The organism is Flavobacterium sp. (assembly GCF_965284515.1).
In the GTDB taxonomy this organism is placed as follows: domain Bacteria; phylum Bacteroidota; class Bacteroidia; order Flavobacteriales; family Flavobacteriaceae; genus Flavobacterium.
The window spans coordinates 1,453,069-1,478,224 of sequence record NZ_OZ260089.1 but is presented as its reverse complement, the minus strand read 5'-3'; the positions used below and the strand labels follow the sequence as shown (position 1 = coordinate 1,478,224).

The following is a 25,156-nucleotide window of genomic DNA, read 5'->3' as shown; positions in this document are numbered from 1 at the left end:
ATTTTAGTTGCTGATTTTAAAATCTTTTTTTATTTCCTTAACTGATAAATCAACCCTATCCTTTAAAGATTTAAAAACTTCAATTATTTCTTTGCGTTTTCCTTGAGATTTAGCCCAAGACATAATTTGAAGGTTTTCATCGTATGCAATATCCATCCCAAGCAAATCAAGTGAAGGTTTAATTTTATGAGAAGCAGTATATGTTCTGGTATAATCTTTTTCTTCAATACCCATTTTCATAGATGCTATTTCATCAGGAACTTCGGAAAGAAAAAGTGTAACAATTTGATGCGCAAAGTCAGTATCATTTTCTGAAATTTCGTAAACTTTCGATAAATTATACTGTAGTGCCATTTTATTTTACGTTAATTTTAAACATCTGTTTATCTTCTATAAAACCCTCAAGTAAATCTCCTGGTAAAACTTTAGCTACACCTTTTGGAGTACCTGTAAATAATATATCTCCTTTTTTGAGTGTAAAAAATTGAGAAACATAAGCAATCAATTCATCAATTTTCCACAACATTAAGTCAGAATTACCTTTTTGAACAACTTCATTATTATTCCTTAACTCAAAGTTAATATTTTCTAATGAAGAAAAATTATTTTTCGGTAAAAAGTCACTAATTACCGCCGAGCCGTCAAAAGCCTTTGCTTTTTCCCAAGGCAAACCTTTTTCTTTTAACTTACTTTGCAAATCTCTTGCTGTAAAATCGATTCCTAAACCTATTTCATCATAGTATTTATGAGCAAATTTTTTATCAATATACTTTCCTACTTTATTGATCTTGACCAATAATTCAACTTCATGATGTACATCATTAGTAAATTCAGGAATAACAAATGGAAACTTCTTTAGCAATACAGAAGAATCCGCTTTCATAAAAATCACAGGTTCTTCGGGCTTTTCATTATTCAGTTCAGAAATATGGTCAGCGTAATTTCGGCCAATACAGATTATTTTCATGTTATAAATAAATTATGCTTATTTCGTATTTAATTTTCTAAGCTTAATTGCTGTCAATACTTTTTTAGTGTACAGCGGAAAATCGGCATTTTGCAACCAATTAAAGTATCCAGGTTCGTTTTCCAAAACATCATCTACTAAAACACCTTTATGTTTCCCAAAAGCAAACACCTCTTTACCTTCTTTATTCATAGCAATAAAACCTGCAAAATCAACTGATTTTTTACGAGTTGTAAATTCAGAAAGTGTTTTCATATCATTTTCCAAGTCTGGATAACGGTCTAATTGTGCTTTTAAAATTTCGTAAGTTGCTTCTGTATCGGCATTTGCGCTATGCGCATTTTCTAACGTTTCGCCACAATAAAATTTATATGCAGCACTTAATGTTCGCTCTTCTTTTTTGTGAAAAATGGTTTGCACATCAACTGAAACTCTATTTTTCATGTCAAAATCAACTCCCGCTCGAAGCATTTCTTCAGCTAATAATGGAATATCAAAACGATCTGAATTAAAACCAGCCAAATCACTATCTTTAATCATATTATACACATGAGGAGCTAGTTCGTTAAACGTTGGCTCATTAGCAACTTTTTCATCAGAAATACCATGAATTGCAGTTGTTTGCGGAGGAATTGGAATCGTAGGGTTAACTAGCCATGTTTTACTTTCTTTATTTCCGTTTGGATATATTTTAACCACTGCAATTTCAACTATTCTATCTTTCCCTACATCAATTCCGGTAGTTTCTAAGTCAAAAAAGCAAATTGGTCTATTTAATTTTAATTCCATTTTTAATTTTATTTCGAAATATGTAAATTATTATTATTTCGGCGATTATTAGATTAAAAACCCAACCTAACCAAGAAACTATTCGATAAGTATCCATAGGCGGAGAGTGAAACAAAAATACAATAATGTATTTGAAAAGGCGTAATGAAATAGCAGATAATGTTAATGCAAAACTTCTTATTGCAAATTTTTGATGTTCTATAAAGTTTAGTTTTTTAGCATATGAATATGACATATAAGTAAATAAAAGCCACAAAATTGATAGTATGATGAATGAAATTTTAGAGGAAATTCCTCCATTTGCATGGTAGCCCATTATTAAAGCTGAAGGCCCAGAAAACATAAGAATTATGAGAATATAAAATTTTCCAATTAACGTATGTAAGTTGGTATATTTTTTTCTAAAAAAAGACCAAAATTGAATCCAACCTATCAATACGAGAACTATACTCGTATAAACATGTGTAAAAAAAGCAATATTATAATAGGATAATTTAACTTCTTCTTGTTTTAATTTCAAGAATGTAACTTCAAAATTTAAAGGGATGTATTGAAGTGTAATTAAAAGTAGTAAAAACGTAAAGTAAAAATAACTTATAACGATTAAAATTTTAATTAATTTCATTACCTACCAAATCTATCATAATACTCTTCTGCATTTTCTTCATACAAAAGCAACATATCTATATTAGCAAGTTCAATTTTAGTAAATGATTTTTTTACATCTGTAAAAACAGGCATATACCAATTATAATTTTCAAAATACCTACGCAATTGACGATTCTTAAATGAGTAACCATGACGTGCATAAATAGAATTTCTTAGAATAAAAATATCTGCTTTAGACAAATTCTCAGCAAATTCTTTAGTTATTTTATCTTTAGAAGCATTTACCTTTAAAACAGCTTCAGTTGTAGTAAAATACTCTTCATCTTCCCATTCATACTCATTTTCATTATCAACTTCTTTATATTTTACTTTTTTTGACTTATCCCAATCTACAAATTCATTACTTAATTCATTATCAGCACTGTACTCAAATACTTTTTTATATAATTTTAAACTTCTCCTATCTATCCTTAAAACTTCATTTGCTTGCCATTTCCCATTTATTATGCTATCATTTTTTAAAATTGAAAATTCAAATTTTCCATCGTATTTATCATCACCTGGCTCTGAAACTTTAAAATAGAAACCTTTTTCATCTTCAAACAAACTTCCTTGAAAGGGTCTTATATTACCACTCACTATTGAATGTCCGTCAACAAGAGTGTCTTTAATTTTATCAATTGAAATAGAAATCTGTTTATTATAATTATACTCATAATAATCTTCAGAATCGGCTAATTCTCTTTCTTCTTCAACGGTTAAATCGCTTTTAAAATCCCCAACCCAATAACCTAATAAATCTTCTTTAGTAGTCATTACTAAATTTTCGGTCACTACAGGTTCTTCGAATTCATACAAAACCTTGTCTACTTTTAGCTTTTGAGCAACTTCGTTTATAATTACTTCTTTACAACCAAAAAACGCAAATACAACTGCTACAATAAAAACTTTTTTCATTGATTTCTTTTTTTTCAAATATAAAAAAACCCGACAGGTTTTAGAAACTTGTCGGGCTTAATATTCAATATATTTTTTTATACGTCTCTATTTACATCAAAAGCTTCTAAATAATCAGCCACTCTTTTAACGAAACTTCCACCAAGCGCTCCATCAACTACTCTATGATCGTAAGAGTGCGATAAGAACATTTTTTGGCGAATTCCAATAAAATCACCTTCTGGAGTTTCAATAACCGCAGGAACTTTTCTAATTGCTCCAAGGGCCAAAATACCTACTTGTGGTTGATTGATAATTGGTGTTCCAAAAACAGATCCAAAAGTACCTACATTAGTAACCGTGTAAGTTCCACCTTGCGTATCGTCTGGTTTTAATTTACCTGCTTTTGCTCTGCTTCCTAAATCGTTTACCGCTTTTGCCATACCTACCAAGTTTAATTGGTCTGCATTTTTAATAACTGGTACAATTAAGTTTCCATTTGGTAAAGCCGCAGCCATACCTAAGTTTATATTTTTACGCTTAATGATAAAATCACCATCAACCGAAATGTTCATTCCTGGGAAATCTTTCAATGCTTTTGCAACCGCTTCCATCATAATAGGCGTAAAAGTCAACTTCTCACCTTCTCTCTTTTCGAAAGCTGCTTTATGCTTATCCCTCCATTTTACAATATTAGTAACATCTACTTCAATAAACGACTGAACGTGTGCAGAAGTTTGAACCGAAGCTACCATATAACCTGAAATCAACTTACGCATTCTGTCCATTTCAACAATTTCGTCTCCACCATTTACAGAAACAGGAGCTGCTTTTGGCGCTTCTTTAACTGTAGCTATTGGAGTTGAAGGAACTGCAGCTACCGCAGCAGGTTGACTTCCTCTATTTTTAATATAATTTAATATATCTTCTTTGTTTACTCTTCCGTCTTTTCCTGAACCAGTAATTGATTCTAATTCTGCTAACGAAATACCTTCTTCTTTAGCAATATTTTTTACTAACGGTGAAAAGAATTTATCAGAACCTGAAAAATCAGCACTTGAAACTGTTTCTTTTGCTTCTTCTACAGCTTTTTCAACAGCCGCAACTGGAGCTGACACTACTTCTGCAACTGGAGTCGCAGCAACAGCACCACCTTCTGTTTCAATAATAGCAATAGTTTGACCTACTTGAACAACATCATCTACATTAAAAAGAATTTCAGTTAAAGTTCCTGAAACCTCAGAAGGCACTTCGCTATCTACTTTGTCAGTTGCTATTTCCAAAACAGCCTCGTCCATTTCTATAGTTTCACCTACATTTTTTAACCAATTTGTAATGGTTGCCTCTGCAACACTCTCTCCCATTTTAGGAAGTTTTAATTCAAATTTTGCCATATTCTTACTGTATCGTTGTGATGTATAATTTGGATTGCAAAATTAATAAAAGTTTTGAGCTTTCACTATCAATTGCATAATTTTATTTATTATTTCAAATTCTCAATTAAAATCACTTTTCCTCTGTCGTTACTACTATCACTTCCTATTAAAAAATCACTAGAAAAAACAGCATTTTTAAACGTAATGTTAGTAGATTTATGCACTTCCATAAAATGTATAATTTCTGTAAATGAGAAACTATTTGTATCAAAAATTATTTCAATATTATTGTTTTCATTATTGACAAATGCACTAAAATCTTTGAAATAAGTTGTTTTTTTATTTAAATTTAATTGAAGTTCATTTTTAGAAAAAACAATAAATTCATCAATATTAATTTCTATTTCTTTTTGTTGATTTCTTTTAATTAAGCTAAAAATAAAAGCACCAAACTGCATCATTACATCAAAAATAATTGACTTTTTAAAATGTTTTTTATAGAAAAATTGCATTGCTTCGCGAAAGCGTTTCATGTACAAACCATCACGAACTGTGCTTTCACCTTTATAATGAATCACTGAAGTTTCATGAAAGTAATAATTTTGTTTTCCTGATTTTAGAACCATGTAACTCAAATCAATATCATCTGAATACATAAAACAATTCTCATCAAAACCGCCAATTTCAAGATATAAACTACGTTTCATAAACATAAAAGCACCTACTAAAACATCCACTTTACCTGAGTGATTTTCGGTAATATGTTGTGCATAATATTGATTAAACCAACTTGAATTAGGAAATAATTTATACAAACCAAAAATCTTTGTAAAAGCAACCCATGGAGTTGGAACACCACGTTTACTTTCTGGAAGAAAATTTCCAGTTCCATCAATTAGTTTACAACCCACAATACCCGTGTTCAGTTGCCAGTTTTTAGTACTCAGTATTTTAATAAAAGTATCTTCTGAGACAACTGTATCTGGATTTAAGATGCAAATATACTCTCCTTTTGCTTCTGCAACTCCAATATTATTTCCTTTTGGAAAACCCGAATTTTCTTTGTTTTCAATAAGTTTTACATTAGGAAATTTTTCCTTAATCATCGCACAACTTTCGTCAGACGAATTATTATCGACTACAATTATTTCACCATTAATGTTTTCTAATGCTTTTTGGACACTAAAAACACACTGCTCTAAAAAGAAACGCACATTATAATTGAGAATAATAACGGATAATTGCATAGTGCGAATATAATTAAAGTTTAAAACTATTTAAAGCAACAATTTATTTAATTGGAAAAATCTTAATATCTTCGAAGTTCTATTTATTATTATCCCTTGAACAAATAAAATAATAACTATTTATAATGAAAAATATTTTTAAGTTTTTAATGATTTTATTGTCATTACAAATGTTTTCTCAGGAAGATATTAAAACCAATTATGACAAAAAAGAGGTTTATATCCCTATGCGAGATGGTGTAAAACTTTACACGGCTATATATACTCCAAAGGACATTTCTAAGGAGAAAAAATATCCAATATTAATGCAAAGAACATGTTATAGCATTGCGCCTTATGGTGAAGATAATTTTAAAAAATCACTTGGACCAAACTCTTTCTTAGAAGATGATAAATACATTTTTGTTTATCAAGATGTTCGCGGAAGATACATGAGCGAAGGTGTTTTCACCAACATGACACCGCAAGTAGAACACAAAACTAAAAAAGACATTGACGAAAGTACAGACACATACGACACAGTTGATTGGTTAGTAAAAAACATCAAGAGCAACAACGGAAAAGTAGGACAATACGGAACTTCTTATCCGGGTTTTTACTCAGCAGCTGGAACTATTTCCAATCATCCTTCATTAGTGGCTTCATCACCTCAAGCACCTATTTCTGATTTCTTTTTCGATGATTTTCATCACAATGGTGCTTTTGTAATGGGATATTTTAGAACTTTTCCTGTGTTTGGAGTTCAAAAAACAAAAGCTGAAAAAGATGCCTGGTATATGGATCAGTTTATAAGACCAACTTCAAATGACGGCTCTTTTTTCTTTAATGAACTTGGAACTGTTAAAGAAGCAACTGACAAATATTACAAGGATAATTTTTTCATGCAAGAAATCATAGATCATCCAAGTTATGATTCATTTTGGCAATCTAGAAATTTATTACCACATTTAAAGAACATTGATCATGCTGTGATGACTGTTGGAGGTTGGTTTGATGCAGAAGATTTAGCTGGACCTTTAAATATTTACAAAACAATAGAAAAAACAAGTCCAAAAGCAAAAAACACTATTGTCATGGGACCTTTTTCTCATGGGGGCTGGGGAAGAGAAACGGGTAAACATTTTCATAATGACATCTATTTTGGTGATAGTATTGCTACTTTTTATCAAAAAAACATTGAGTATAAGTTCTTTACTCATTATTTAAAAGGAAAATCAAAAAATGCTGTTGCACTTCCTGAGGCTTATATGTTTGATACTGGAAAAAAAGTATGGAATGAATTTACCAATTGGCCTCCAAAAGAAAGTTCTAAATTAAATTTCTATTTAAATTCAAATGGAAAATTAGAAACAAAAAAATCGCAAAATAATTTATTTTCTGAATATTATAGTGATCCAAATAATCCGGTTCCAAGTAGCGTTAATTACAAAGAGTATAATGGATTTACGCCAAGAAATTATATGAGTGAAGACCAACGCTTTGCACTTAACAGACCAGATGTAGTTACTTTTACAACAGATTATTTAACTGATGACATTACGTTAGCTGGGGAAATAATGGCAAAATTAAAGATTTCCTCCTCTTCTTCTGATGCAGATTTTATTGTAAAGTTAATTGATATTTATCCGGCTGATGAAACTCAGAATTCTGATAAACCAGAAGTACTTTATGCCAATTACCATCAAATGGTTCGTAGTGAAGTAATGCCAGCACGTTTCAGAACAAGTTTTGAAAAACCAGAAGCATTAACTCCAAATCAATCCACTGAAGTTAATTTTAAATTACAAGATGTTTTACATACCTTCAAAAAAGGACATAAAATCCAAATTCAAATTCAAAGTACTTGGTATCCAATGATTGCTGTGAATCCACAAAAGTTTTTAGAAAATCAATATTTAGCTAAAAAAGAAGATTATACTAAATCATTTATCAAAATTTTTAATGATAGTCATATCGAAGTTGATGTTATAAAATAAATTCTAAAGCTGTCTGAAAAGGCAGCTTTTTTTATTTACAATTAAAACATTGTTTCATTATAGTCAATAAACTACTTTTGCATTTTAAAATCTAAATACCAATTCACTTTGAATTACTTATCAGTAGAAAATATTTCTAAATCATACGGAGAACGCGTTTTGTTTGACAACGTTTCTTTCGGAATTAATAAAGACCAAAAAATAGCTTTTATTGCAAAAAACGGTTCCGGAAAGACAACTATTATGAATATGATTAACGGCTTTGACGAACCAGATTCGGGGCAAATTGTAATTCGTAAAGGAATAAACATGGCGTTTTTATCGCAAAATAATAATCTTCAAGACGAATTAACTATTGAAGAGAGTGTTTTTGCATCTGATAATGCTACTTTAAAAGTAATTGAAGCTTACGAAAAAGCATTAGAAAATCCAGAAGACGAAGAAGTTTACCAAAGAGCTTTTGACGACATGGATCGTCTTAACGCATGGGATTTTGAAACACAGTACAAACAAATTTTATCTAAATTAAAACTAGAAGATTTAAAATTAAAAGTAAAAAATCTTTCTGGTGGACAAAAGAAACGTTTATCATTAGCTATTATATTAATCAATAGACCTGACTTATTAATCTTAGATGAACCTACCAATCACCTAGATTTAGAAATGATTGAATGGTTAGAAGATTATTTTGCAAAAGAAAACATTACTTTATTTATGGTTACTCACGACCGTTTTTTCTTAGAACGTGTTTGTAATGAAATTATAGAGTTAGACAATAATAAAGTTTACCAATACAAAGGAAACTATTCGTACTACTTAGAAAAAAAAGAAGAACGAATTGCATCTGAAAACGCAAGTATTGACAAAGCGCAAAACCTATTTGTAAAAGAGCTAGCTTGGATGCGTCGCCAACCAAAAGCAAGAACTACAAAATCAAAATCACGTCAAGATGACTTTTATGTAATTAAAGAAAAAGCAGAAAGTCGTAGAAAAGAAAACGTAGTTGAGCTAGAAATCAACATGGAAAGAATGGGTAGTAAAATCATTGAAATGGTTAAGGTTACTAAGAAATTTCCAGAAAAAACAATCTTAAACGAGTTTTCATATTCTTTTCAACGCGGAGAACGTATTGGTATTATTGGTAAAAATGGAACAGGAAAATCAACTTACCTTAATTTACTCACTCAAACCATTCAACCTGATTCTGGTAAAGTAATTATTGGTGATACAATTAAAATTGGTTATTACACACAAAGTGGAATTAACCCTAAACCAGGTCAAAAGGTTATTGATATAATTAAAGAATACGGAGAATATATTCCGCTTACAAAAGGAAAAATTATTTCGGCTTCGCAATTATTAGAACGCTTTTTATTTGATGCCAAAAAACAATACGATTTCGTAGAAAAATTAAGTGGTGGAGAACTGAAACGACTCTATTTATGTACGGTTTTAATTCAAAATCCAAACTTTTTAATTCTCGATGAGCCTACTAACGATTTAGATATTGTTACCTTAAATGTACTTGAAAGCTTCTTACTAGATTATCCTGGATGTTTATTAGTGGTAAGTCATGATAGGTATTTTATGGATAAAATTGTAGATCACTTATTCGTTTTTAGAGGAGAAGGAGAAGTTGAAGATTTTCCAGGAAATTATTCTGACTTTAGAAGTTATGAAGATTCTGCAGACCCTAAAGTTTTAAACAGTGTAAATACTGAAAAAATAAATTGGAAAGAAAAAAATGCAACTACAATAGGTTTATCTTTTAACGAACAAAAAGAATTCAATAAAATTGAGCGTGAAATAAAAGATTTAGAGTTTGAAAAAGCTAAAATAGAACAATTATTTACTGATGGAAAAGTAGCTGACGATGCCATTGAAAAAAAGGCAAACGAGTTACAGAATATTATCAAAAAATTAGAAGCGAAAGAAGAACGCTGGTTTGAACTTTCAGCTAAAATTGAGTAGATTTAAGTTCTTAGTAAAGAGTAATTAGTAATTAGCTTTTCAAATTCAAAACTAATTACTAATTACTTATCACTATTTACTAAAACAAGATGAAACATATAATTAAATCATACTTAAAATTCCTTTGGAACTCCAAAAACGAACATGGAGTGCATTCGCCATTTGTATATGATTTGATTACCAAATGTTTTCACGACACTACTAATTATCCTGAATACGAAATTCTAAAAAATTATCGAAATTCGCTTTTAGAAAACAAAAATACGATTGAAGTAACCGATTTTGGCGCTGGCTCAAGGGTTTTTAAATCGAATACTAGAGAAATTGCAAAAATTGCTAAAACAGCAGGGATTACTTCAAAAAATGCTAAGCTATTATTTAGAATTGTTCGTTATTTTCAACCTGAACAAATTTTAGAGATTGGAACTTCATTAGGTTTAGCCTCTTCTGCATTGTCTTTAGGAAACAAGAATTCATATTTACTTAGCCTTGAAGGTTGCAAAAATACACAATGCGTAACAGAAAATTTGTTTAATACTGAATTTCCAGATTATAACTTTGAATTTTTAAATGTGGAATTTGGTGAATTTTTAAAACACAATACAGGCATAAGTGACTGGAGCCTAATTTACTTCGACGGTAATCATTCTAAAAAAGCTACTTTAGAATATTTCGAACTTTTGCTACCAACATTTTCAAATGATTCAGTTTGGATTTTCGACGATATTCATTGGTCTGCCGAAATGGATGAAGCTTGGGAAATCATTAAAAATCATTCAAAAGTAACTGTTACAATTGACACTTTTCAATGGGGAATTGTTTTCTTTAGAAAAGAACAAAAAAAGGAACACTTTATTATCAACCCTAATAAAACCTTAAGTTCTTTTATATTCAAAAAAATAAGAATCTAATTGTAACAAAACCTTATCTTTTTCTACTTATGTATTAGTTATGAATTCAAATGTTACGAGTTCTAAATTCTAAATTCTAAATAGAAATGGCACAACCAATAATCGAAATTAAAAACATCACTAGAGACTTTCCACTTGGAAATGAAATTGTTCATGTTTTAAAAGGAATAGATTTAAATATAAATAAAGGAGAATATGTAGCTTTAATGGGACCATCTGGTTCAGGAAAATCTACACTAATGAATTTATTAGGTTGCCTAGACACCCCAACAGGAGGAACTTATATTTTGAACGGTAAACGAGTAAGTGAAATGGAAGATGAAGAGTTAGCTGAAATTAGAAACAAAGAAATTGGTTTTGTTTTTCAAACTTTTAATCTTATGCCCAGAACTACAGCTTTAGACAACGTAGCTTTACCAATGGTTTACGCCGGCTATTCAAAAAGCGATAGAAATGAAAGAGCAACTGAGGTGCTTTCTCAAGTAGGGCTTTCTGACAGAATGGATCACAAACCCAATCAGTTATCAGGTGGACAAAGACAAAGAGTTGCAGTTGCAAGAGCTTTGGTTAACAAACCTTCTATAATTCTTGCCGATGAACCAACAGGTAATTTAGATAGTAAAACTTCTTTAGAAATCATGACTCTTTTTGATGATATACATGCAAACGGAAATACTGTTATTTTAGTTACTCACGAAGAAGATGTTGCACAACACGCACACAGAATCATTAGATTGCGTGATGGTGTTGTTGAAAGTGATGTTAAAAATAGATAGATACTGCTTACCACAAACTTATTTGGCTATTATTTCCGATTTGAAATATATTCATTTTCTTATCTTTGATAAAATTTAAAATGATATGTTTTACTTAGTCGGAATATTATTGTTTTTGTATATTGCTTTACGATTGGTGTACAAAAAAGACTCAACTAACTTAAACCACAGAAAGACTTTTAATATTAAAGGCACTAAAAAAGACTAATCACTAGTTTCTCAAAAAATGAAAGTATATACAAAAACAGGCGATAAAGGAACAACCGCATTATTTGGCGGCACACGTGTTCCTAAACACCATATTAGAATTGAAAGCTATGGAACAGTAGACGAATTAAATTCTCATATTGGTTTAATCCGAGATCAAGATATCAATACCTTATACAAAAACGTTTTGATTGAAGTACAAGATCGCTTATTTACAATTGGTGCAATATTAGCAACTCCACCCGAAAAAGAGACTTTAAAAAATGGTCAACCAAGATTGCAAAATTTAGGAATTCAGGAAAAAGACATTGAATATTTAGAAAAAGAAATTGACGTTATGGAAGAAAGTCTTCCTCCGATGACACATTTCGTTTTACCTGGAGGACACACAACCGTGTCATATTGTCATATTGCACGATGCGTTTGCCGTAGAGCAGAGCGATTAGCAACCCATTTAAATGACATAGAGCCTACAGATGAACGTGTAATGAAATACTTAAACCGACTTTCTGACTATCTTTTTGTGTTGGCACGAAAGTTGACTTTAGATTTAAACGCAGATGAAGTACAATGGATACCTCGAAAATAAAACCTTATTTAACTGTGTAAAAATTCATAAATATGTCAACTATTTTTATCAAATTCTGACTAAAATAAAGGCAAATCATTGAATGCTAAAATAAAACGTTCTTAAATTTAAAGAAAAACACTAAAAAAAATTGCTTTTTTAAGTATTAAAATTACTTTTGCAAAAACTAAAATCGATATAAGATGTATTGGACATTAGAATTAGCATCATATTTAAGTGATGCGCCTTGGCCAGCTACCAAAGATGAACTTATCGACTATGCCATTAGAACTAGCGCACCTTTAGAGGTGGTAGAAAACTTACAGTCTATTGAAGACGAAGGTGAAATCTATGAGTCTATCGAAGAAATTTGGCCCGATTATCCAACTGACGAAGATTATCTTTGGAATGAGGATGAGTATTAAAAGATAAAGAATACAACGTAAAAAAGTCTCCTATTGAGGCTTTTTTTTGTGTACATTTGTTAACCATTATAGAAAAAAAATAAAAATGAGTTTAGTAAATTCAGTATTAAAAATGTTTGTGGGAGATAAGTCCCAAAAAGATATAAAAGCTATTCAGCCACTTGTTAATAAAGTTAAAACTTTTGAATCTAAACTTGCCGCTTTATCTAATGATGAATTAAGAGCAAAAACACAAGAGTTCAAAGAGTTAATAAAAGAAGCTAGGCAAGAAAAGGACAATAAAATTGCGGCTTTAAAAGCTGAAGCAGAAACTACTCAAGATATTGATGCTCGTGAAGATATTTACTTAGAAATCGATGCTATTGAAAAAGAAGCATATGAAATTTCTGAAAAAGTATTAAACGACATTCTTCCAGAAGCTTTTGCCGTTTTAAAAGAAACAGCTAAAAGATTTAAGGAAAACAGTACAGTTACTGTAACTTCAACTGAAAAAGACAGAGAATTATCTGCTACTAAACCTTATATAAAAATAGTTGGAGACCAAACGAATTGGGCTAACTCTTGGGATGCTGCAGGGAAACCTATTACTTGGGACATGATTCATTATGATGTTCAGTTAATTGGTGGTGTAGTATTACATCAAGGTAAAATTGCTGAGATGCAAACAGGTGAAGGAAAAACGTTAGTTGCAACTTTACCAATGTACTTAAATGCGTTAACAGGAAACGGTGTTCACTTAGTAACCGTAAATGATTACTTAGCACGTCGTGATAGCACTTGGAAAGCTCCATTATTTGAATTTCATGGTTTAACAGTAGATTGTATTGACAATCATAAACCAAATACTGAAGAACGTAGAAAAGCTTATAATGCAGACATTACTTATGGAACAAATAACGAATTTGGTTTCGATTATTTGAGAGATAACATGTCGCACTCACCAGAAGATTTAGTACAACGTAAACACAATTTTGCAATTGTCGATGAGGTCGATTCTGTATTAATTGATGATGCTCGTACACCATTAATTATCTCTGGACCAGTTCCTCAAGGAGACCGTCATGAATTCTTAGAATTAAAACCAAAAGTTGAAAACTTAGTTGGTTTACAGCGTAAGTTAGCTAATGAATGTTTAATTGAAGCAAAAAGATTAATCAAAGAAGGTAATACTAAAGATGGTGGTTTTTATTTATTAAGAACTTACAGAGCATTACCTAAAAATAAAGCATTAATTAAGTTTTTATCGGAAGAAGGAATCAAACAATTACTTCAAAAAACGGAAAACCAATACATGCAAGACAACAACAGAGAAATGCCAAAAATTGATGAGGCATTATACTTTGTAATTGAAGAAAAAAATAATCAAGTTGAATTAACTGATAATGGTATTCAATTTTTATCACAAGATACAGAAGGCGATTTCTTCCTTTTACCAGATATTGGAACTGAAATTGCAAAAATTGAAAAATTAGGTCTTTCAACTGAAGAGGAAGCAGAAAAAAGAGAAGATTTATACAAAGATTTCTCTATAAAATCTGAACGTATTCATACTTTAACGCAGTTATTAAAAGCATATACAGTATTTGAAAAAGATACTGAATATGTAATTATGGACAATAAAGTAATGATCGTTGACGAGCAAACAGGTCGTATCATGGACGGTCGTCGTTACTCTGACGGTTTACATCAAGCAATCGAGGCTAAAGAAAATGTAAAAATTGAAGCTGCTACACAAACTTTCGCAACAGTAACACTTCAAAATTATTTTAGAATGTACAACAAACTTGCTGGTATGACAGGTACTGCCACTACTGAAGCAGGTGAGTTTTGGGAAATTTATAAATTAGATGTTGTTGAAATTCCAACAAACAGACCAATTGCAAGAAAAGACAAAGAAGATTTAATTTATAGATCAGTACGTGAAAAATTCAACGCTGTTATTGAAGATGTTGTAAAATTATCTCAATCGGGTCGTCCGGTATTAATTGGAACAACTTCAGTAGAAATTTCTGAATTATTGAGCAGAATGCTTAAAATGCGTGGAATTAACCACAACGTTTTGAATGCAAAAATGCATAAAAGTGAAGCGGAAATTGTTGCAGAAGCGGGTAACCCGGGAGTTGTAACAATTGCAACAAACATGGCTGGTCGTGGAACGGATATTAAATTATCTGACGAAGTTAAAGCTGCTGGTGGTTTAGCAATTGTAGGTACAGAACGTCATGATTCTCGTCGTGTTGACCGTCAGTTAAGAGGTCGTGCAGGTCGTCAAGGAGATGTGGGTAGCTCGCAATTCTACGTTTCATTAGAAGATAACTTAATGCGTTTATTTGGTTCTGAACGTGTTGCAAAAGTTATGGACAGAATGGGTCTAGAAGAAGGAGAAGTGATTCAACATTCTATGATGACTAAGTCTATCGAAAGAGCGCAGAAAAAAGTAGAAGAAAACAACTTTGGTATTCGTAAACGTTTATTAGAATATGATGACGTAATGAATGCTCAAAGAGAAGTAGTTTACAAAAGAAGAAGACATGCATTGCACGGTGAGCGTTTAAATGTTGACATTGCAAACATGATGTTCGACACAAGTGAAATTATTGTTCAAGAAAATAAAGCAGTAAATGACTTTAAAAATTATGAATTTGAATTAATTCGTAGTTTCTCAATCAGTGCGCCAGTTTCACAAAGCGAATTTGCTAAACTTCCAGAAACAGAAATAACTGCTAAAACATACAAAGCGGTTTTAGCTCATTATACAGATAAAATTGCTCGTAATGCAAAAGAAGCTTTCCCAGTTGTTAAAAATGTATACGAGAACAACAACGGTAAATATGAACGAATTGTAGTACCATTTACTGACGGAATTAAATCGTTAAACATTGTTACTAACTTAGAGAAGGCATACCAAACAGAAGCAAAATCATTAATTACTGATTTTGAGAAAAATGTTTCACTTGCAATTATTGATGAAGCTTGGAAAAAGCACCTTCGTAAAATGGATGAATTGAAACAATCGGTTCAATTAGCCGTTCACGAACAAAAAGATCCTTTATTAATTTATAAGTTTGAAGCTTTCAACTTATTCAAAAAAATGATGGATAATGTAAATAGAGAAGTAATTTCTTTCTTATTTAAAGCAGATTTACCATCACAAAATCCAAATGAGATTAGCGAAGCTAAACAAGTTACTCAAAAAGGAAATTATACTGAATCTAAAGAAGAAGTTTTAAATAGCGATGAATTAGCCGCTCGCAACAGAGAAGCTGGTCAGCAAGCTCAAAATAGACCTCAAGTAACGGAAACAATTACTAGAGAAATGCCAAAGATTAACCGTAATGACACGGTTACTATTAAGCATGTTATGAGTGGAAAAAGCGAAACCATGAAATTCAAAAAAGCGGAATCAATGTTAGCTTCTGGAGAATGGGTTTTAGTAAATGAATAAATAAACATAATTATTATTTAATAAATCATCCTCAACATCATAAAAAGAGTTGAGGATTTTTTATATTTGAAAAAACATAGAAAATGAAAAAAATTATTTTTTTATTACTAATATCATTTAGTTTAACTTCATTTAACACAAATGATATAAAAACCCAATTAATTGGAGAATGGATTGGAGAAGACAAAGGAGAAATTGGCAAAATGGTTTTTCAGAAAAATGGGTTTGCTTATTTCGAGTTTCAAAATAAAATATTTGGGGGTGAAAGCTTTGAAATGAATGGTAAAAAAGGTTCGATGAAATATGTAATTGACGACAGAAAAAACCCATTCAATGTTGACCTAATAATATCAGTAGAAGGAACACAAATGAAACAAACACAATATTGTATTGGTAGATTTATCAACAAAAGTAAATTACAATTTGCAATGGGGTTTGAAGGTGAGCGCCCAAAAGATTTTGATAATGAAAACTCAATAATTTTTAATAAAAATAACTAATGAAAAAATCAATCTTTCTTGTTGCTTTTTTAATAAGCACAACATTTTCAGCTATTGCACAAGACATGGCTACTTTAAAAGTAGAAGCTAAAAAAGCATATATATCATCTGCAAATATGAATTATGACGCCATTTTTGAAACTACTTACCCAAAAGTATTTGATATAGTTCCAAAAGAACAAATGAAACTTATGTTTGAGCAAATGATGTCAAACGAACAATTTACGATTAAGTTAGTCCAAGTAGAACCTAACTTTAAATTTGGAGAAATAAAAAAAATTGGCAAACAAAGTTTTTGTTTAATTGACCATGACAATGTAATGGAAATGTCATTTAAAGAACCTATGGAAGATCCAGAAATGATGACAGGTATTTTTAAATCGTCAATGGAAGCTGAAGAAGTAACTTATGATAAAGAAAAAAAGGCCTTTAGAATTAAAATGCGTTCTACTTTAATTGCGGTTGCAGATGAGTTAACAAGTAACAAATGGAAGTTTTTAAACAAAGACAAAGAAAACAAATTATTTACTATGATTTTTAATGAAACTGTAAAATCTGAACTAGGGTTATAAATGGAAAACAACATCACCTATACTACCTTTTTTAAAGCAGTTCATGACAGTATTTCTGACGGTACTTTTGCAAAATTAACTTTAGCAAAAACCATTGGAAAACCTGAACTACAAAACATTTACATCAAATTAATAGTAGAAGATAATGTATTAAAATGCACTCATACTAAAAAAATATATGATGGTGAAAAGCATGAAATAACATCTGTTCATGAAATTGAAAATTTAGAGTCTGAATTAACGCCTTATTTCACAAATCCATTTTTTACAGGTTTATTGTTTACAACTGAAGCCGATATTACCCTTAAAATTAACAAGAAAAAAGCAGTCAGTATAATTGAACAAGCGCCAACATTTAAAAATGCAGATCCAATATTATTGGATTATTTAGGAAAATAAAAAAAGACCTCAAATTGAGGTCTTTTTTTATACTTCATCTGGAAATATCTTTCCAGGATTTAAAATATTATTTGGGTCAAACACTTTTTTAATTCCTCGCATTAATTGCAATTCCATATTACTAAAGGCAATTGGCATAAAATTCTTTTGCACATAACCAATTCCGTGTTCACCAGAAAGCGTTCCTTTTAACGCAACCGTTAATTCAAAAATTTCAGTAATTCCTTTTGGGACTTCTGTTTTCCAATTCTCATCTGTCATTTCTCCTTTTACAATATTGATGTGTAAATTTCCATCGCCAGCGTGACCGTAACAAACCGACTGAAATCCATATTTCTTCCCAATTTCTTTAACGCCTTTCAATAATGAAGGCAATTCATATCTTGGAACAACCGTATCTTCTTCTTTATAAACAGAATTCGATTTTACGGCCTCACCCACTGCCCTACGCATTTTCCAAAGTGCATTTTTCTGTTCTTCCGTATCAGCAAATAAAATCTCATCAATTTCAAAAGCTTCCACTACATTCATTATTTTTTCGGCTTCTTGAAATAAAATATCTGGATAATTTCCGTCTACTTCAATCAACAAATGCGCTTGAATATTTTCTTTAATTGGAACACTCACGCCATCTATAAATTTCATCGTCCAATCTAAAGCATCACGTTCCATAAACTCCAAAGCACTTGGAACAATTCCGGCTCTAAAAATAGCAGAAACAGCTTCACAAGCTTGTTCCGATTTGTAAAAAGGAACCAACATCAATACATTATGATTGTTTTTTGGCCAAAGTTTCAAGACAATCTTGGTAACAATTCCAAGTGTTCCTTCGCTACCCACCATCAATTGTGTTAAATTATAACCTGTTGAGTTTTTAAGCGTATTGGCTCCTGTCCAAATAATTTCACCATTGGGCAAAACCACTTCTAAATTCAATACATAATCTTTGGTAACACCATATTTTACTGCTCTTGCTCCACCAGAATTTTCAGCAATATTTCCACCAATAAAACAACTTCCCATACTGCTTGGATCTACCGGATAAAACAAACCTTTTTCTAAAACCGCTTCTTTTAAAACTTGAGTAATTACAGCGGGTTCCGTTATCACTTGAAGGTTTTGCTCATCAATAGACAAAATTTTATTCAATCGCTCCATAGAAAGTCCAATTCCGCCATGAATAGATAATGCGCCACCGCTTAAACCTGTTCTTCCTCCTATAGGAACAACCGGAATTTCATTGGCATTAGCGAACTTCATTATTTCAGAAATTTCTAATGTGTTTGCAGGTTTTACCACAACATGTGGCGGAAAATTATAATCTTCCGTTTCATCATGTCCGTAGTCATTTCGTGTATCTTCATCTGTAAAAACAAATGAAGCACCCACAATATTCTGTAAAGAAGAAATTATATTTTGATCTAAATTTACCATAATTTAAAAAGTAATTAATACCCAATACCAAGAAGCTAAAGTTACAAAAGATAACGGAATTCCCACACCAACCATCATACTACTTAATTTAGGTTTCAATCCATAATTTGATGCTAAAATGGTTCCTGTAATCATAGGCGCCATTCCTGCTTCTAAAATAGAAACATCTATCATTAATCCGGTTCCGCCTAAAACTTTTTTATAGAAAATAAAAAAGAATGCCGGAGTAATGATTAATTTGAAAAATAAACCCAATCCTAAAAAACCAAAATGTTTGCTTTTACGTTCAATTTTAAGTTGTAACCCAACGGCAATTAAAGCAATTGGTGTAACCGTATCGCCTATTCTATGAAAAACGGTTTGTAATTCTTCTGGAAAGTCAACTTTTAAAATATTGATGACAATAGCAATTCCAAAAGCGATAAAAGGCGGAAATAGTAAAATCTTGGTTAGAATCGATTGTGGATTTGAAGCGTCTCTTGAAAACATTGTCGCTACTAAAATCCCCAATGTTGCCATAACAACAAACGAACCGGGCTGATCTATTATAATCGCCGTTTCCAATCCTTTAGAGCCATATAGAGCCTCTACAACAGGAAACCCAACAAAAGATGTGTTTCCTAAACCTGCAGTCAATACAAGGCAGCCAATTAGCTTTTTAGACCAACCGTAATATTTACCAATGCTGTAAAAAAACAAAAAAGACAATCCAAAACCTAACCATGCAATTCCAAGTGGGTATAAAAGCGCTGTAGAAATTTCAATTTTAGGAATATAATACAATGCCAAAGCAGGTAAAGAAACGTAAATTACAAATTGATTTAACGAAATATGCATATTGCTAGGAAATGCTTTTATGTATTGAAAAGCAACTCCTGTAAACAAACAAAGAAAAATTAATATAATATTATCCATACTTTTTACTGAAATACAAAGTTAAAAGCATTATTCGATTATCGATATGAAAGTGTAATTTTTTCAAAAATTTCGTACTTTTACACAAAGACTCAAAGACTTTGGAAGAACCAAAAAACAAATCGGCTTTATCAGAAGTAAATGGCATTAACCAACCCGAAGCGGTGAGTAATGTGGTTGCCAAACAAATTCAGCAATTTAGAAGAAAACAACCTTCTGCAACTGAACTGATTGATGCTATTTTAAAAGGAGACAAAACCGCTTTGAGTCGTGCTATAACTTTAGTAGAAAGTACTAATATTTCCCATTTAGAAAAAGCAACCGAAGTTATACAAGGTTGTTTACCACATGCAAATAAATCAGTTAGAATAGGAATTACTGGCGTTCCTGGTGTGGGAAAAAGTACGTTTATTGAAGCTTTTGGAAAACATTTAACGTCTTTAGGAAAAAAAGTGGCTGTTTTAGCGGTTGACCCAAGTAGTTCTATTAGTCATGGTAGTATTTTAGGAGATAAAACTAGAATGGAAGAATTAGTTAAAGATGCAAATGCATTTATTAGACCGAGTGCTTCTGGAGACAGTTTAGGTGGCGTGGCTCGTAAAACTCGTGAAGCGATTATTTTATGTGAAGCTTGTGGTTTTGATACGATTGTTATTGAAACCGTTGGTGTTGGCCAAAGTGAAACTGCGGTTCACAGTATGGTTGATTTCTTTTTATTATTAAAAATTGCTGGCGCAGGAGATGAATTGCAAGGCATTAAACGTGGAATTATGGAAATGGCAGATGCTATCGTAATTAATAAAGCCGATGGTGATAATATGGCAAAAGCAAAATTAGCTAAAACTGAATTTAATAGAGCTTTACACATGTTTCCTGCTAAAAAAAGCGGTTGGATGCCAAAAGTAACGACTTGTAGTGCTATTGAAAAAAACGGAATTGACAACGTTTGGCAATTGATTACCGACTATTTTGAATTAGCAAAAGGAAACCATCATTTTCAAAACAAACGCCAAGAGCAAAACCAGTTTTGGATGATGGAAACCATAAACGAGCAATTGAAAACGCGCTTTTACAACCATCCTGAAATTATGACACTACTGGGAGAAAACAAAAAAGCGGTGCAAAATAATGAAGTTTCTCCTTTTGCAGCCGCTCAAATTTTATTGGAAAAGTATTTTGGGAAATAGATTTATTTTACATTTTCAAACTCATTTATTCCAATACTATTTTCAATAAGATATATTTCCGGTCTTCCAATCATTACTCCCCTTTTTACACTACAACGTATAAAATACTCTTTCCCTTTTTCAATATTAATCTCCAACTCTTCTTTTGTTTCAAGCTCACCATAAAAGCTTTGTTTTCCAAATTTTTTAGTTTTAAGAATAAACTTTTCTCCATTTCGTAATCTACCAACTATAGAATCATTTTTGTCTTTAATCTTAAAACCTAAAAAAGCCCCAAGAGCTGATGTTGGCCTATAGAAATGTAATAATGCAAAATCACTATCATCAGAAAGTCTTGATTTATTTTTAAGATTAGATTTTTCTATCAATTTAGACATTGATTCGTTGTCAAAATTACGATATAACTTAGCTTTTATTCTATAACAACTACTACCAAATGCAGTAGGCTCTTTTACTTCCGTTAATTGAATAATATTTGCTCCTGACTTTCTTGCATTAATCTTAGCATCAGAAATAACTTTATTATAAGTACAGTCTGTTGTAAATCCAGAATCTCCTATTTTAATATCTCCTACAAAAACTGAATTAAGTGGTAAAGTAGCTTCTTTACTTAAAACAAATATTTTATCATTCTCTTTCAATTTTTCTTGCTTTTCAACAGCAAGTTTAGTAGATATACTAGTTGCGCAACCTATAAAAAGAAAAATTATAGGTAAGAAAAATATTTTTTTCATTATGTTATTTTAAATTAAATTAAGCTTTCTCGTAACGTTCCATTTCTCTATCGTAAAATTCTTCTGCAAGCGTAATTAAATGTTCCATTTCTGTTTCTAATTCTCTTTCGTCTTCTGAAGTAATGTCTTCTAAAAACTCAACCTCATCATCTTTTAAATTGATGATAAATTGAGGAAAATCTAAATGAATTACAAATATATCTTCTGGAAAGTCAGTATTATCACCTATTACAAATTTTGGTAAATTCATGTTATATGTTTATTTGATTATTTTGTTTGGTTATTAATTTTTTGGTAAGATAATTAAATCGGATAAATAATAAAACAGATGCTGTTGTTAAACCGGCTAAAAGTCCAATCCATATTCCTGATGCTCCTAATGAAGTATACAGTCCTAAATAAATAGAAATTGGAAAACCAACTACCCAATAAGAAATAAAAGTCATGTACATAGGAATTTTTACATCTTGTAATCCACGTAAAGCTCCTAATGCAACAACTTGTAAACTATCGGATATTTGAAAAACGGCAGCAACTAATAATAATTGTGCCGCAATAGTCACAACTTCTGTATTTTCTGCCAACGTTGAAGCATCTTTCATGTCAACAAAAAGTTTTGGTAACTCTACATGAAACAACATAAATACTACAGCAAAGCCTACTGCCATAAATGCACCCAATAAAAAAATAGATACGGCGACTAATCTAAGCTTATTATAATCTTCTAATCCTTTTTGATTGGCTACTCTAATCATTGCCGCAACACTTAATCCCATGGCAAACATAAACGTAAAGGAAGCTAAACTCAATGCAACTTGATTGGCAGCTTGACTCGTAGTTCCTAATCGTCCTGAAAGCCAAATGGCACCAGTAAACAAGGCAACTTCAAAAAACATTTGCATTGCCGATGGTGTTCCTAATTTTATGATTTGAATATTGACTGATTTTTTGATTTCTTTTAAGCTGAATCCTTTAAAGTACGGATGAAAACGTTCTCTTAAATTCATCATGTAGTGCATATAACCTAACATTACAAATCGCGAAACGATAGTTCCAATGGCAGCACCTACGATTCCTAATTCTGGGAAGAACCAAATTCCGTAAATCAATAAATAATTCAACACTACATTTACAATATTTGCAATTATAGTTGCCCACATTGATAGTTTCGTTTCGCTCATTCCATCGGCAAATTGCTTATATGCCTGAAACATAATTAATGGAATCAAAGAGAATGCAACAATATCTAAATAAGGTTTGGCTAATTCTACAACATTTTCTGGCTGTCCCATGAATGCTATAATTGGCTTAGAAAAAAAGATAATTGTAAATAAAGCTACTCCAAGAATAGTACATAAATACAATCCATGATGAAAAGCACTTCTTCCACCTTCAACATCTTTTCTTCCATCAGCTTCCGCAACAAGTGGAGTAATTGCTGTTGAAAAACCAATCCCCAATGACATAGCAATGAACACAAAACTATTTCCTAGAGAAACAGCAGCTAATTCAGTTGGTCCAAGTTTTCCAACCATTATATTATCTACAATTCCTACAACCGTATGACCTAACATTCCTAAAATAATAGGATAGGCCAGTCTTAAATTATAAGAAAACTCTTTTGTGTAAGTAGATAAAGTCATTTTTTTTGCAATTAGCCTGCAAAGTTAATCAATTTGAAAATGGTTCTAATTATTTTTCGCTTGCTAATTTATCGTGATACATTTTAATGTTTCCTTTAACCTCATCATCTAATTCCGGATAATGAAATTCGTATTTTTCTAGTTCTTCTAAAATAGATTTCGCGACTAAATATCGAGCTGTTTCCTTATTATCGGCAGGAATAACTAACCAAGGAGCGTATGGTTTTGAGGTTTTATTAATCGCTTCTTCATAACATTTTTGATAATCGTCCCAAAGCAGTCTTTCTTTTAAATCAGCAGGAGAAAATTTCCAATTATGCTTTTCTTTTTCTAATCTTCGAAGTAATCGTTGACGTTGTTCTTCTTTACTTAAATGTAAAAAGAATTTCAAAATTATAACACCGTTTAAAGCTAAATGCTTTTCAAAATTATTAATACTTTCAAATCTGTTTTCCCAAAAATCAGGTGTAATATCTTCTACTTTTTCAATTCCAGGAATATTTTCACTTAAAATGTATTCTGGATGTACTCTTGTAATCAGTACATTCTCATAATGTGTTCTATTAAAAACAGAGAATTTTCCCTTTTCGGGTAAAGCCAAATAATGCCTCCAAATGAAATCATGTTCTAGCTCATTAGAATTTGGTGTTTTAAAACTATGCACCACTACTCCACGTGCATTAAACTCTTTAAAAACTTCTCTTATTAAACTGTCTTTACCTGCAGTATCCATTCCTTGTAAGCAAATAAGTACGCTATACTTATTATGTGCATACATCATATCTTGAATCTTACTTAGCTTTTCTCTAATTTTTTGTAATTCTTTTTCTTTCTTCTTTTCAGAAGTAGCTACATCAATTAAAGTCGGCAAATCATTCAGTTTTATTGAACAGGAAACTTTTAAAGAATCTATAGATATGTTTTTCATTTGGCATTGAGTTTGAGTAAATATACTTAATTTTAAAAAAATATTTTAAGGTCGTCCCAACCTTTTACCAACTTTAATGCTCTATATAAAAAAGCAACGTTTATAATGGATGTAAAAATTATACAAGCTTGTAGAAAACAACAAAGAGAAGGCCAGCGCTTACTATATGAGCAAATGGGTCCTAAGTTGTATTATACTTGCAAGAGATACCTTAAAAAGGAAGAAGACATTGAAGAAGTTATGGCTGATGCCTTTTATACCATCTTTACCAAAATAGAACAATTAAAAGAAGATTATGCTTTTGAAGCTTGGGCACGAAAAATAACAGTAAACTTATGTTTGTTGCAACTGAAAAAGAACATCAATTTTAATTTATATATTGATGAAGTGAGTTACAGCAACCAACCTTTAGCTGATGAAGTAACCGAACTTGAAGAAGCTGATTTACTGAATTTCTTAAATTATATTCCAGAAGGTTGCAGAACCATTTTCAGTTTGTTTGTAATTGAAGGATTCAGTCATAAAGAAATTGCCGAACAACTCGGAATTTCAGAAGGAACTTCAAAATCACAATTAAATGCTTCAAAAAGCAAACTAAAAGAATTGGTAAACACTTTTTACTATCAAAAAGCAAAATAAGT

The 25,156-nt window shown here is 31.2% G+C and carries 25 protein-coding genes; 12 read left to right on the top strand and 13 right to left on the bottom strand.

Going from position 1 to position 25,156, the window contains the following annotated elements; translation table 11 throughout:
- Positions 1-3: 3 nt before the first annotated feature.
- From ACQ65T_RS06785 to ACQ65T_RS06755, 7 genes are all read right to left on the bottom strand, one after another.
- The gene (locus tag ACQ65T_RS06785) at positions 4-354 is read right to left on the bottom strand and encodes an Hpt domain-containing protein (RefSeq protein WP_430400330.1); all 351 of its coding nucleotides are present in this window, start codon (positions 352-354) and stop codon (positions 4-6) included.
- A gap of 1 nt (position 355) precedes the next feature.
- Positions 356-967 (bottom strand): fumarylacetoacetate hydrolase family protein, encoded by a 612-nt coding sequence (locus ACQ65T_RS06780; RefSeq protein ID WP_430400329.1) that lies wholly within the window; start codon positions 965-967, stop codon positions 356-358.
- Positions 968-985: 18 nt separating this feature from the next.
- On the bottom strand, positions 986-1,756 hold the full coding sequence (locus ACQ65T_RS06775) for an exonuclease domain-containing protein (RefSeq protein WP_430400328.1): 771 nt from the start codon (positions 1,754-1,756) through the stop codon (positions 986-988).
- Positions 1,737-2,381 carry a DUF2306 domain-containing protein gene (locus ACQ65T_RS06770; RefSeq protein ID WP_430400327.1) on the bottom strand — a complete coding sequence of 215 codons (645 nt, stop codon included), beginning with the start codon at positions 2,379-2,381 and terminating at the stop codon, positions 1,737-1,739. Before ACQ65T_RS06770 ends, ACQ65T_RS06775 begins: the two co-directional genes overlap by 20 nt.
- Positions 2,381-3,322 carry a YARHG domain-containing protein gene (locus ACQ65T_RS06765; protein ID WP_430400326.1) on the bottom strand — a complete coding sequence of 314 codons (942 nt, stop codon included), beginning with the start codon at positions 3,320-3,322 and terminating at the stop codon, positions 2,381-2,383. Before ACQ65T_RS06765 ends, ACQ65T_RS06770 begins: the two co-directional genes overlap by 1 nt.
- 77 nt (positions 3,323-3,399) lie before the next feature.
- A complete protein-coding gene (locus tag ACQ65T_RS06760) occupies positions 3,400-4,695 on the bottom strand; it encodes a dihydrolipoamide acetyltransferase family protein (RefSeq protein WP_430400325.1) in 1,296 nt (431 codons plus the stop codon).
- An 89-nt stretch (positions 4,696-4,784) separates the two neighbouring features.
- Positions 4,785-5,924, bottom strand: coding sequence for a glycosyltransferase family 2 protein (locus ACQ65T_RS06755; protein ID WP_430400324.1), 1,140 nt, complete (start codon positions 5,922-5,924; stop codon positions 4,785-4,787).
- Positions 5,925-6,049: 125 nt separating this feature from the next.
- On the opposite strand from ACQ65T_RS06755, the gene ACQ65T_RS06750 reads away from it, so the two are divergent.
- The 10 genes from ACQ65T_RS06750 (at position 6,050) to ACQ65T_RS06705 (ending at position 17,674) form a co-directional block, all read left to right on the top strand.
- The gene (locus ACQ65T_RS06750; protein ID WP_430400323.1) at positions 6,050-7,900 is read left to right on the top strand and encodes a CocE/NonD family hydrolase; all 1,851 of its coding nucleotides are present in this window, start codon (positions 6,050-6,052) and stop codon (positions 7,898-7,900) included.
- A 108-nt stretch (positions 7,901-8,008) separates the two neighbouring features.
- A complete protein-coding gene (locus ACQ65T_RS06745) occupies positions 8,009-9,871 on the top strand; it encodes an ABC-F family ATP-binding cassette domain-containing protein (protein WP_430400322.1) in 1,863 nt (620 codons plus the stop codon).
- 89 nt (positions 9,872-9,960) lie between these two features.
- Positions 9,961-10,782, top strand: coding sequence for a class I SAM-dependent methyltransferase (locus ACQ65T_RS06740; RefSeq protein ID WP_430400321.1), 822 nt, complete (start codon positions 9,961-9,963; stop codon positions 10,780-10,782).
- An 86-nt stretch (positions 10,783-10,868) separates the two neighbouring features.
- Positions 10,869-11,558 (top strand): ABC transporter ATP-binding protein, encoded by a 690-nt coding sequence (locus tag ACQ65T_RS06735; RefSeq protein WP_430400320.1) that lies wholly within the window; start codon positions 10,869-10,871, stop codon positions 11,556-11,558.
- Positions 11,559-11,784: 226 nt separating this feature from the next.
- A complete protein-coding gene (locus ACQ65T_RS06730; RefSeq protein ID WP_430400319.1) occupies positions 11,785-12,354 on the top strand; it encodes a cob(I)yrinic acid a,c-diamide adenosyltransferase in 570 nt (189 codons plus the stop codon).
- Positions 12,355-12,536: 182 nt separating this feature from the next.
- Positions 12,537-12,758, top strand: a complete 222-nt coding sequence (locus ACQ65T_RS06725; protein ID WP_430400318.1) for a DUF2795 domain-containing protein — start codon at positions 12,537-12,539, stop codon at positions 12,756-12,758.
- Positions 12,759-12,843: 85 nt separating this feature from the next.
- Positions 12,844-16,203, top strand: a complete 3,360-nt coding sequence (gene secA / locus ACQ65T_RS06720) for a preprotein translocase subunit SecA (protein ID WP_430400317.1) — start codon at positions 12,844-12,846, stop codon at positions 16,201-16,203.
- Between the two features lie 83 nt (positions 16,204-16,286).
- Positions 16,287-16,703: a hypothetical protein gene (locus ACQ65T_RS06715; protein ID WP_430400316.1), complete on the top strand. Its 417-nt coding sequence runs from the start codon at positions 16,287-16,289 to the stop codon at positions 16,701-16,703.
- On the top strand, positions 16,703-17,275 hold the full coding sequence (locus tag ACQ65T_RS06710; RefSeq protein WP_430400315.1) for a hypothetical protein: 573 nt from the start codon (positions 16,703-16,705) through the stop codon (positions 17,273-17,275). Before ACQ65T_RS06715 ends, ACQ65T_RS06710 begins: the two co-directional genes overlap by 1 nt.
- Positions 17,276-17,674, top strand: coding sequence for a hypothetical protein (locus ACQ65T_RS06705; protein WP_430400314.1), 399 nt, complete (start codon positions 17,276-17,278; stop codon positions 17,672-17,674). It abuts the gene before it with no gap.
- Positions 17,675-17,701: 27 nt separating this feature from the next.
- Here the strand turns inward: ACQ65T_RS06705 and ACQ65T_RS06700 are convergent, their stop codons facing one another.
- Both ACQ65T_RS06700 and ACQ65T_RS06695 read right to left on the bottom strand, forming a co-directional pair.
- Positions 17,702-19,108, bottom strand: coding sequence for an FAD-binding oxidoreductase (locus ACQ65T_RS06700; protein WP_430400313.1), 1,407 nt, complete (start codon positions 19,106-19,108; stop codon positions 17,702-17,704).
- A gap of 3 nt (positions 19,109-19,111) precedes the next feature.
- Positions 19,112-20,023, bottom strand: a complete 912-nt coding sequence (locus tag ACQ65T_RS06695) for an AEC family transporter (protein WP_430400312.1) — start codon at positions 20,021-20,023, stop codon at positions 19,112-19,114.
- Between the two features lie 101 nt (positions 20,024-20,124).
- On the opposite strand from ACQ65T_RS06695, the gene meaB reads away from it, so the two are divergent.
- Entirely contained in the window at positions 20,125-21,210 is a 1,086-nt protein-coding gene (gene meaB, locus ACQ65T_RS06690; protein ID WP_430400311.1) for a methylmalonyl Co-A mutase-associated GTPase MeaB, read from the top strand.
- Positions 21,211-21,212: 2 nt separating this feature from the next.
- On the opposite strand, the gene ACQ65T_RS06685 is transcribed toward meaB, so the two are convergent.
- Genes ACQ65T_RS06685 through ACQ65T_RS06670 form a run of 4 tightly spaced genes read right to left on the bottom strand, consistent with a single transcriptional unit; the run spans position 21,213 to position 24,515 of the window.
- On the bottom strand, positions 21,213-21,944 hold the full coding sequence (locus ACQ65T_RS06685) for a hypothetical protein (protein WP_430400310.1): 732 nt from the start codon (positions 21,942-21,944) through the stop codon (positions 21,213-21,215).
- 19 nt (positions 21,945-21,963) lie between these two features.
- Positions 21,964-22,194 carry a hypothetical protein gene (locus ACQ65T_RS06680; RefSeq protein ID WP_430400309.1) on the bottom strand — a complete coding sequence of 77 codons (231 nt, stop codon included), beginning with the start codon at positions 22,192-22,194 and terminating at the stop codon, positions 21,964-21,966.
- 1 nt (position 22,195) lies between these two features.
- Entirely contained in the window at positions 22,196-23,587 is a 1,392-nt protein-coding gene (locus ACQ65T_RS06675) for an MATE family efflux transporter (RefSeq protein ID WP_430400308.1), read from the bottom strand.
- A 49-nt stretch (positions 23,588-23,636) separates the two neighbouring features.
- Positions 23,637-24,515 (bottom strand): PPK2 family polyphosphate kinase, encoded by an 879-nt coding sequence (locus tag ACQ65T_RS06670; protein WP_430400307.1) that lies wholly within the window; start codon positions 24,513-24,515, stop codon positions 23,637-23,639.
- Between the two features lie 105 nt (positions 24,516-24,620).
- Between ACQ65T_RS06670 and ACQ65T_RS06665 the strand changes: the two genes are divergently transcribed.
- Positions 24,621-25,154: an RNA polymerase sigma factor gene (locus ACQ65T_RS06665; RefSeq protein WP_430400306.1), complete on the top strand. Its 534-nt coding sequence runs from the start codon at positions 24,621-24,623 to the stop codon at positions 25,152-25,154.
- Positions 25,155-25,156: the final 2 nt, after the last annotated feature.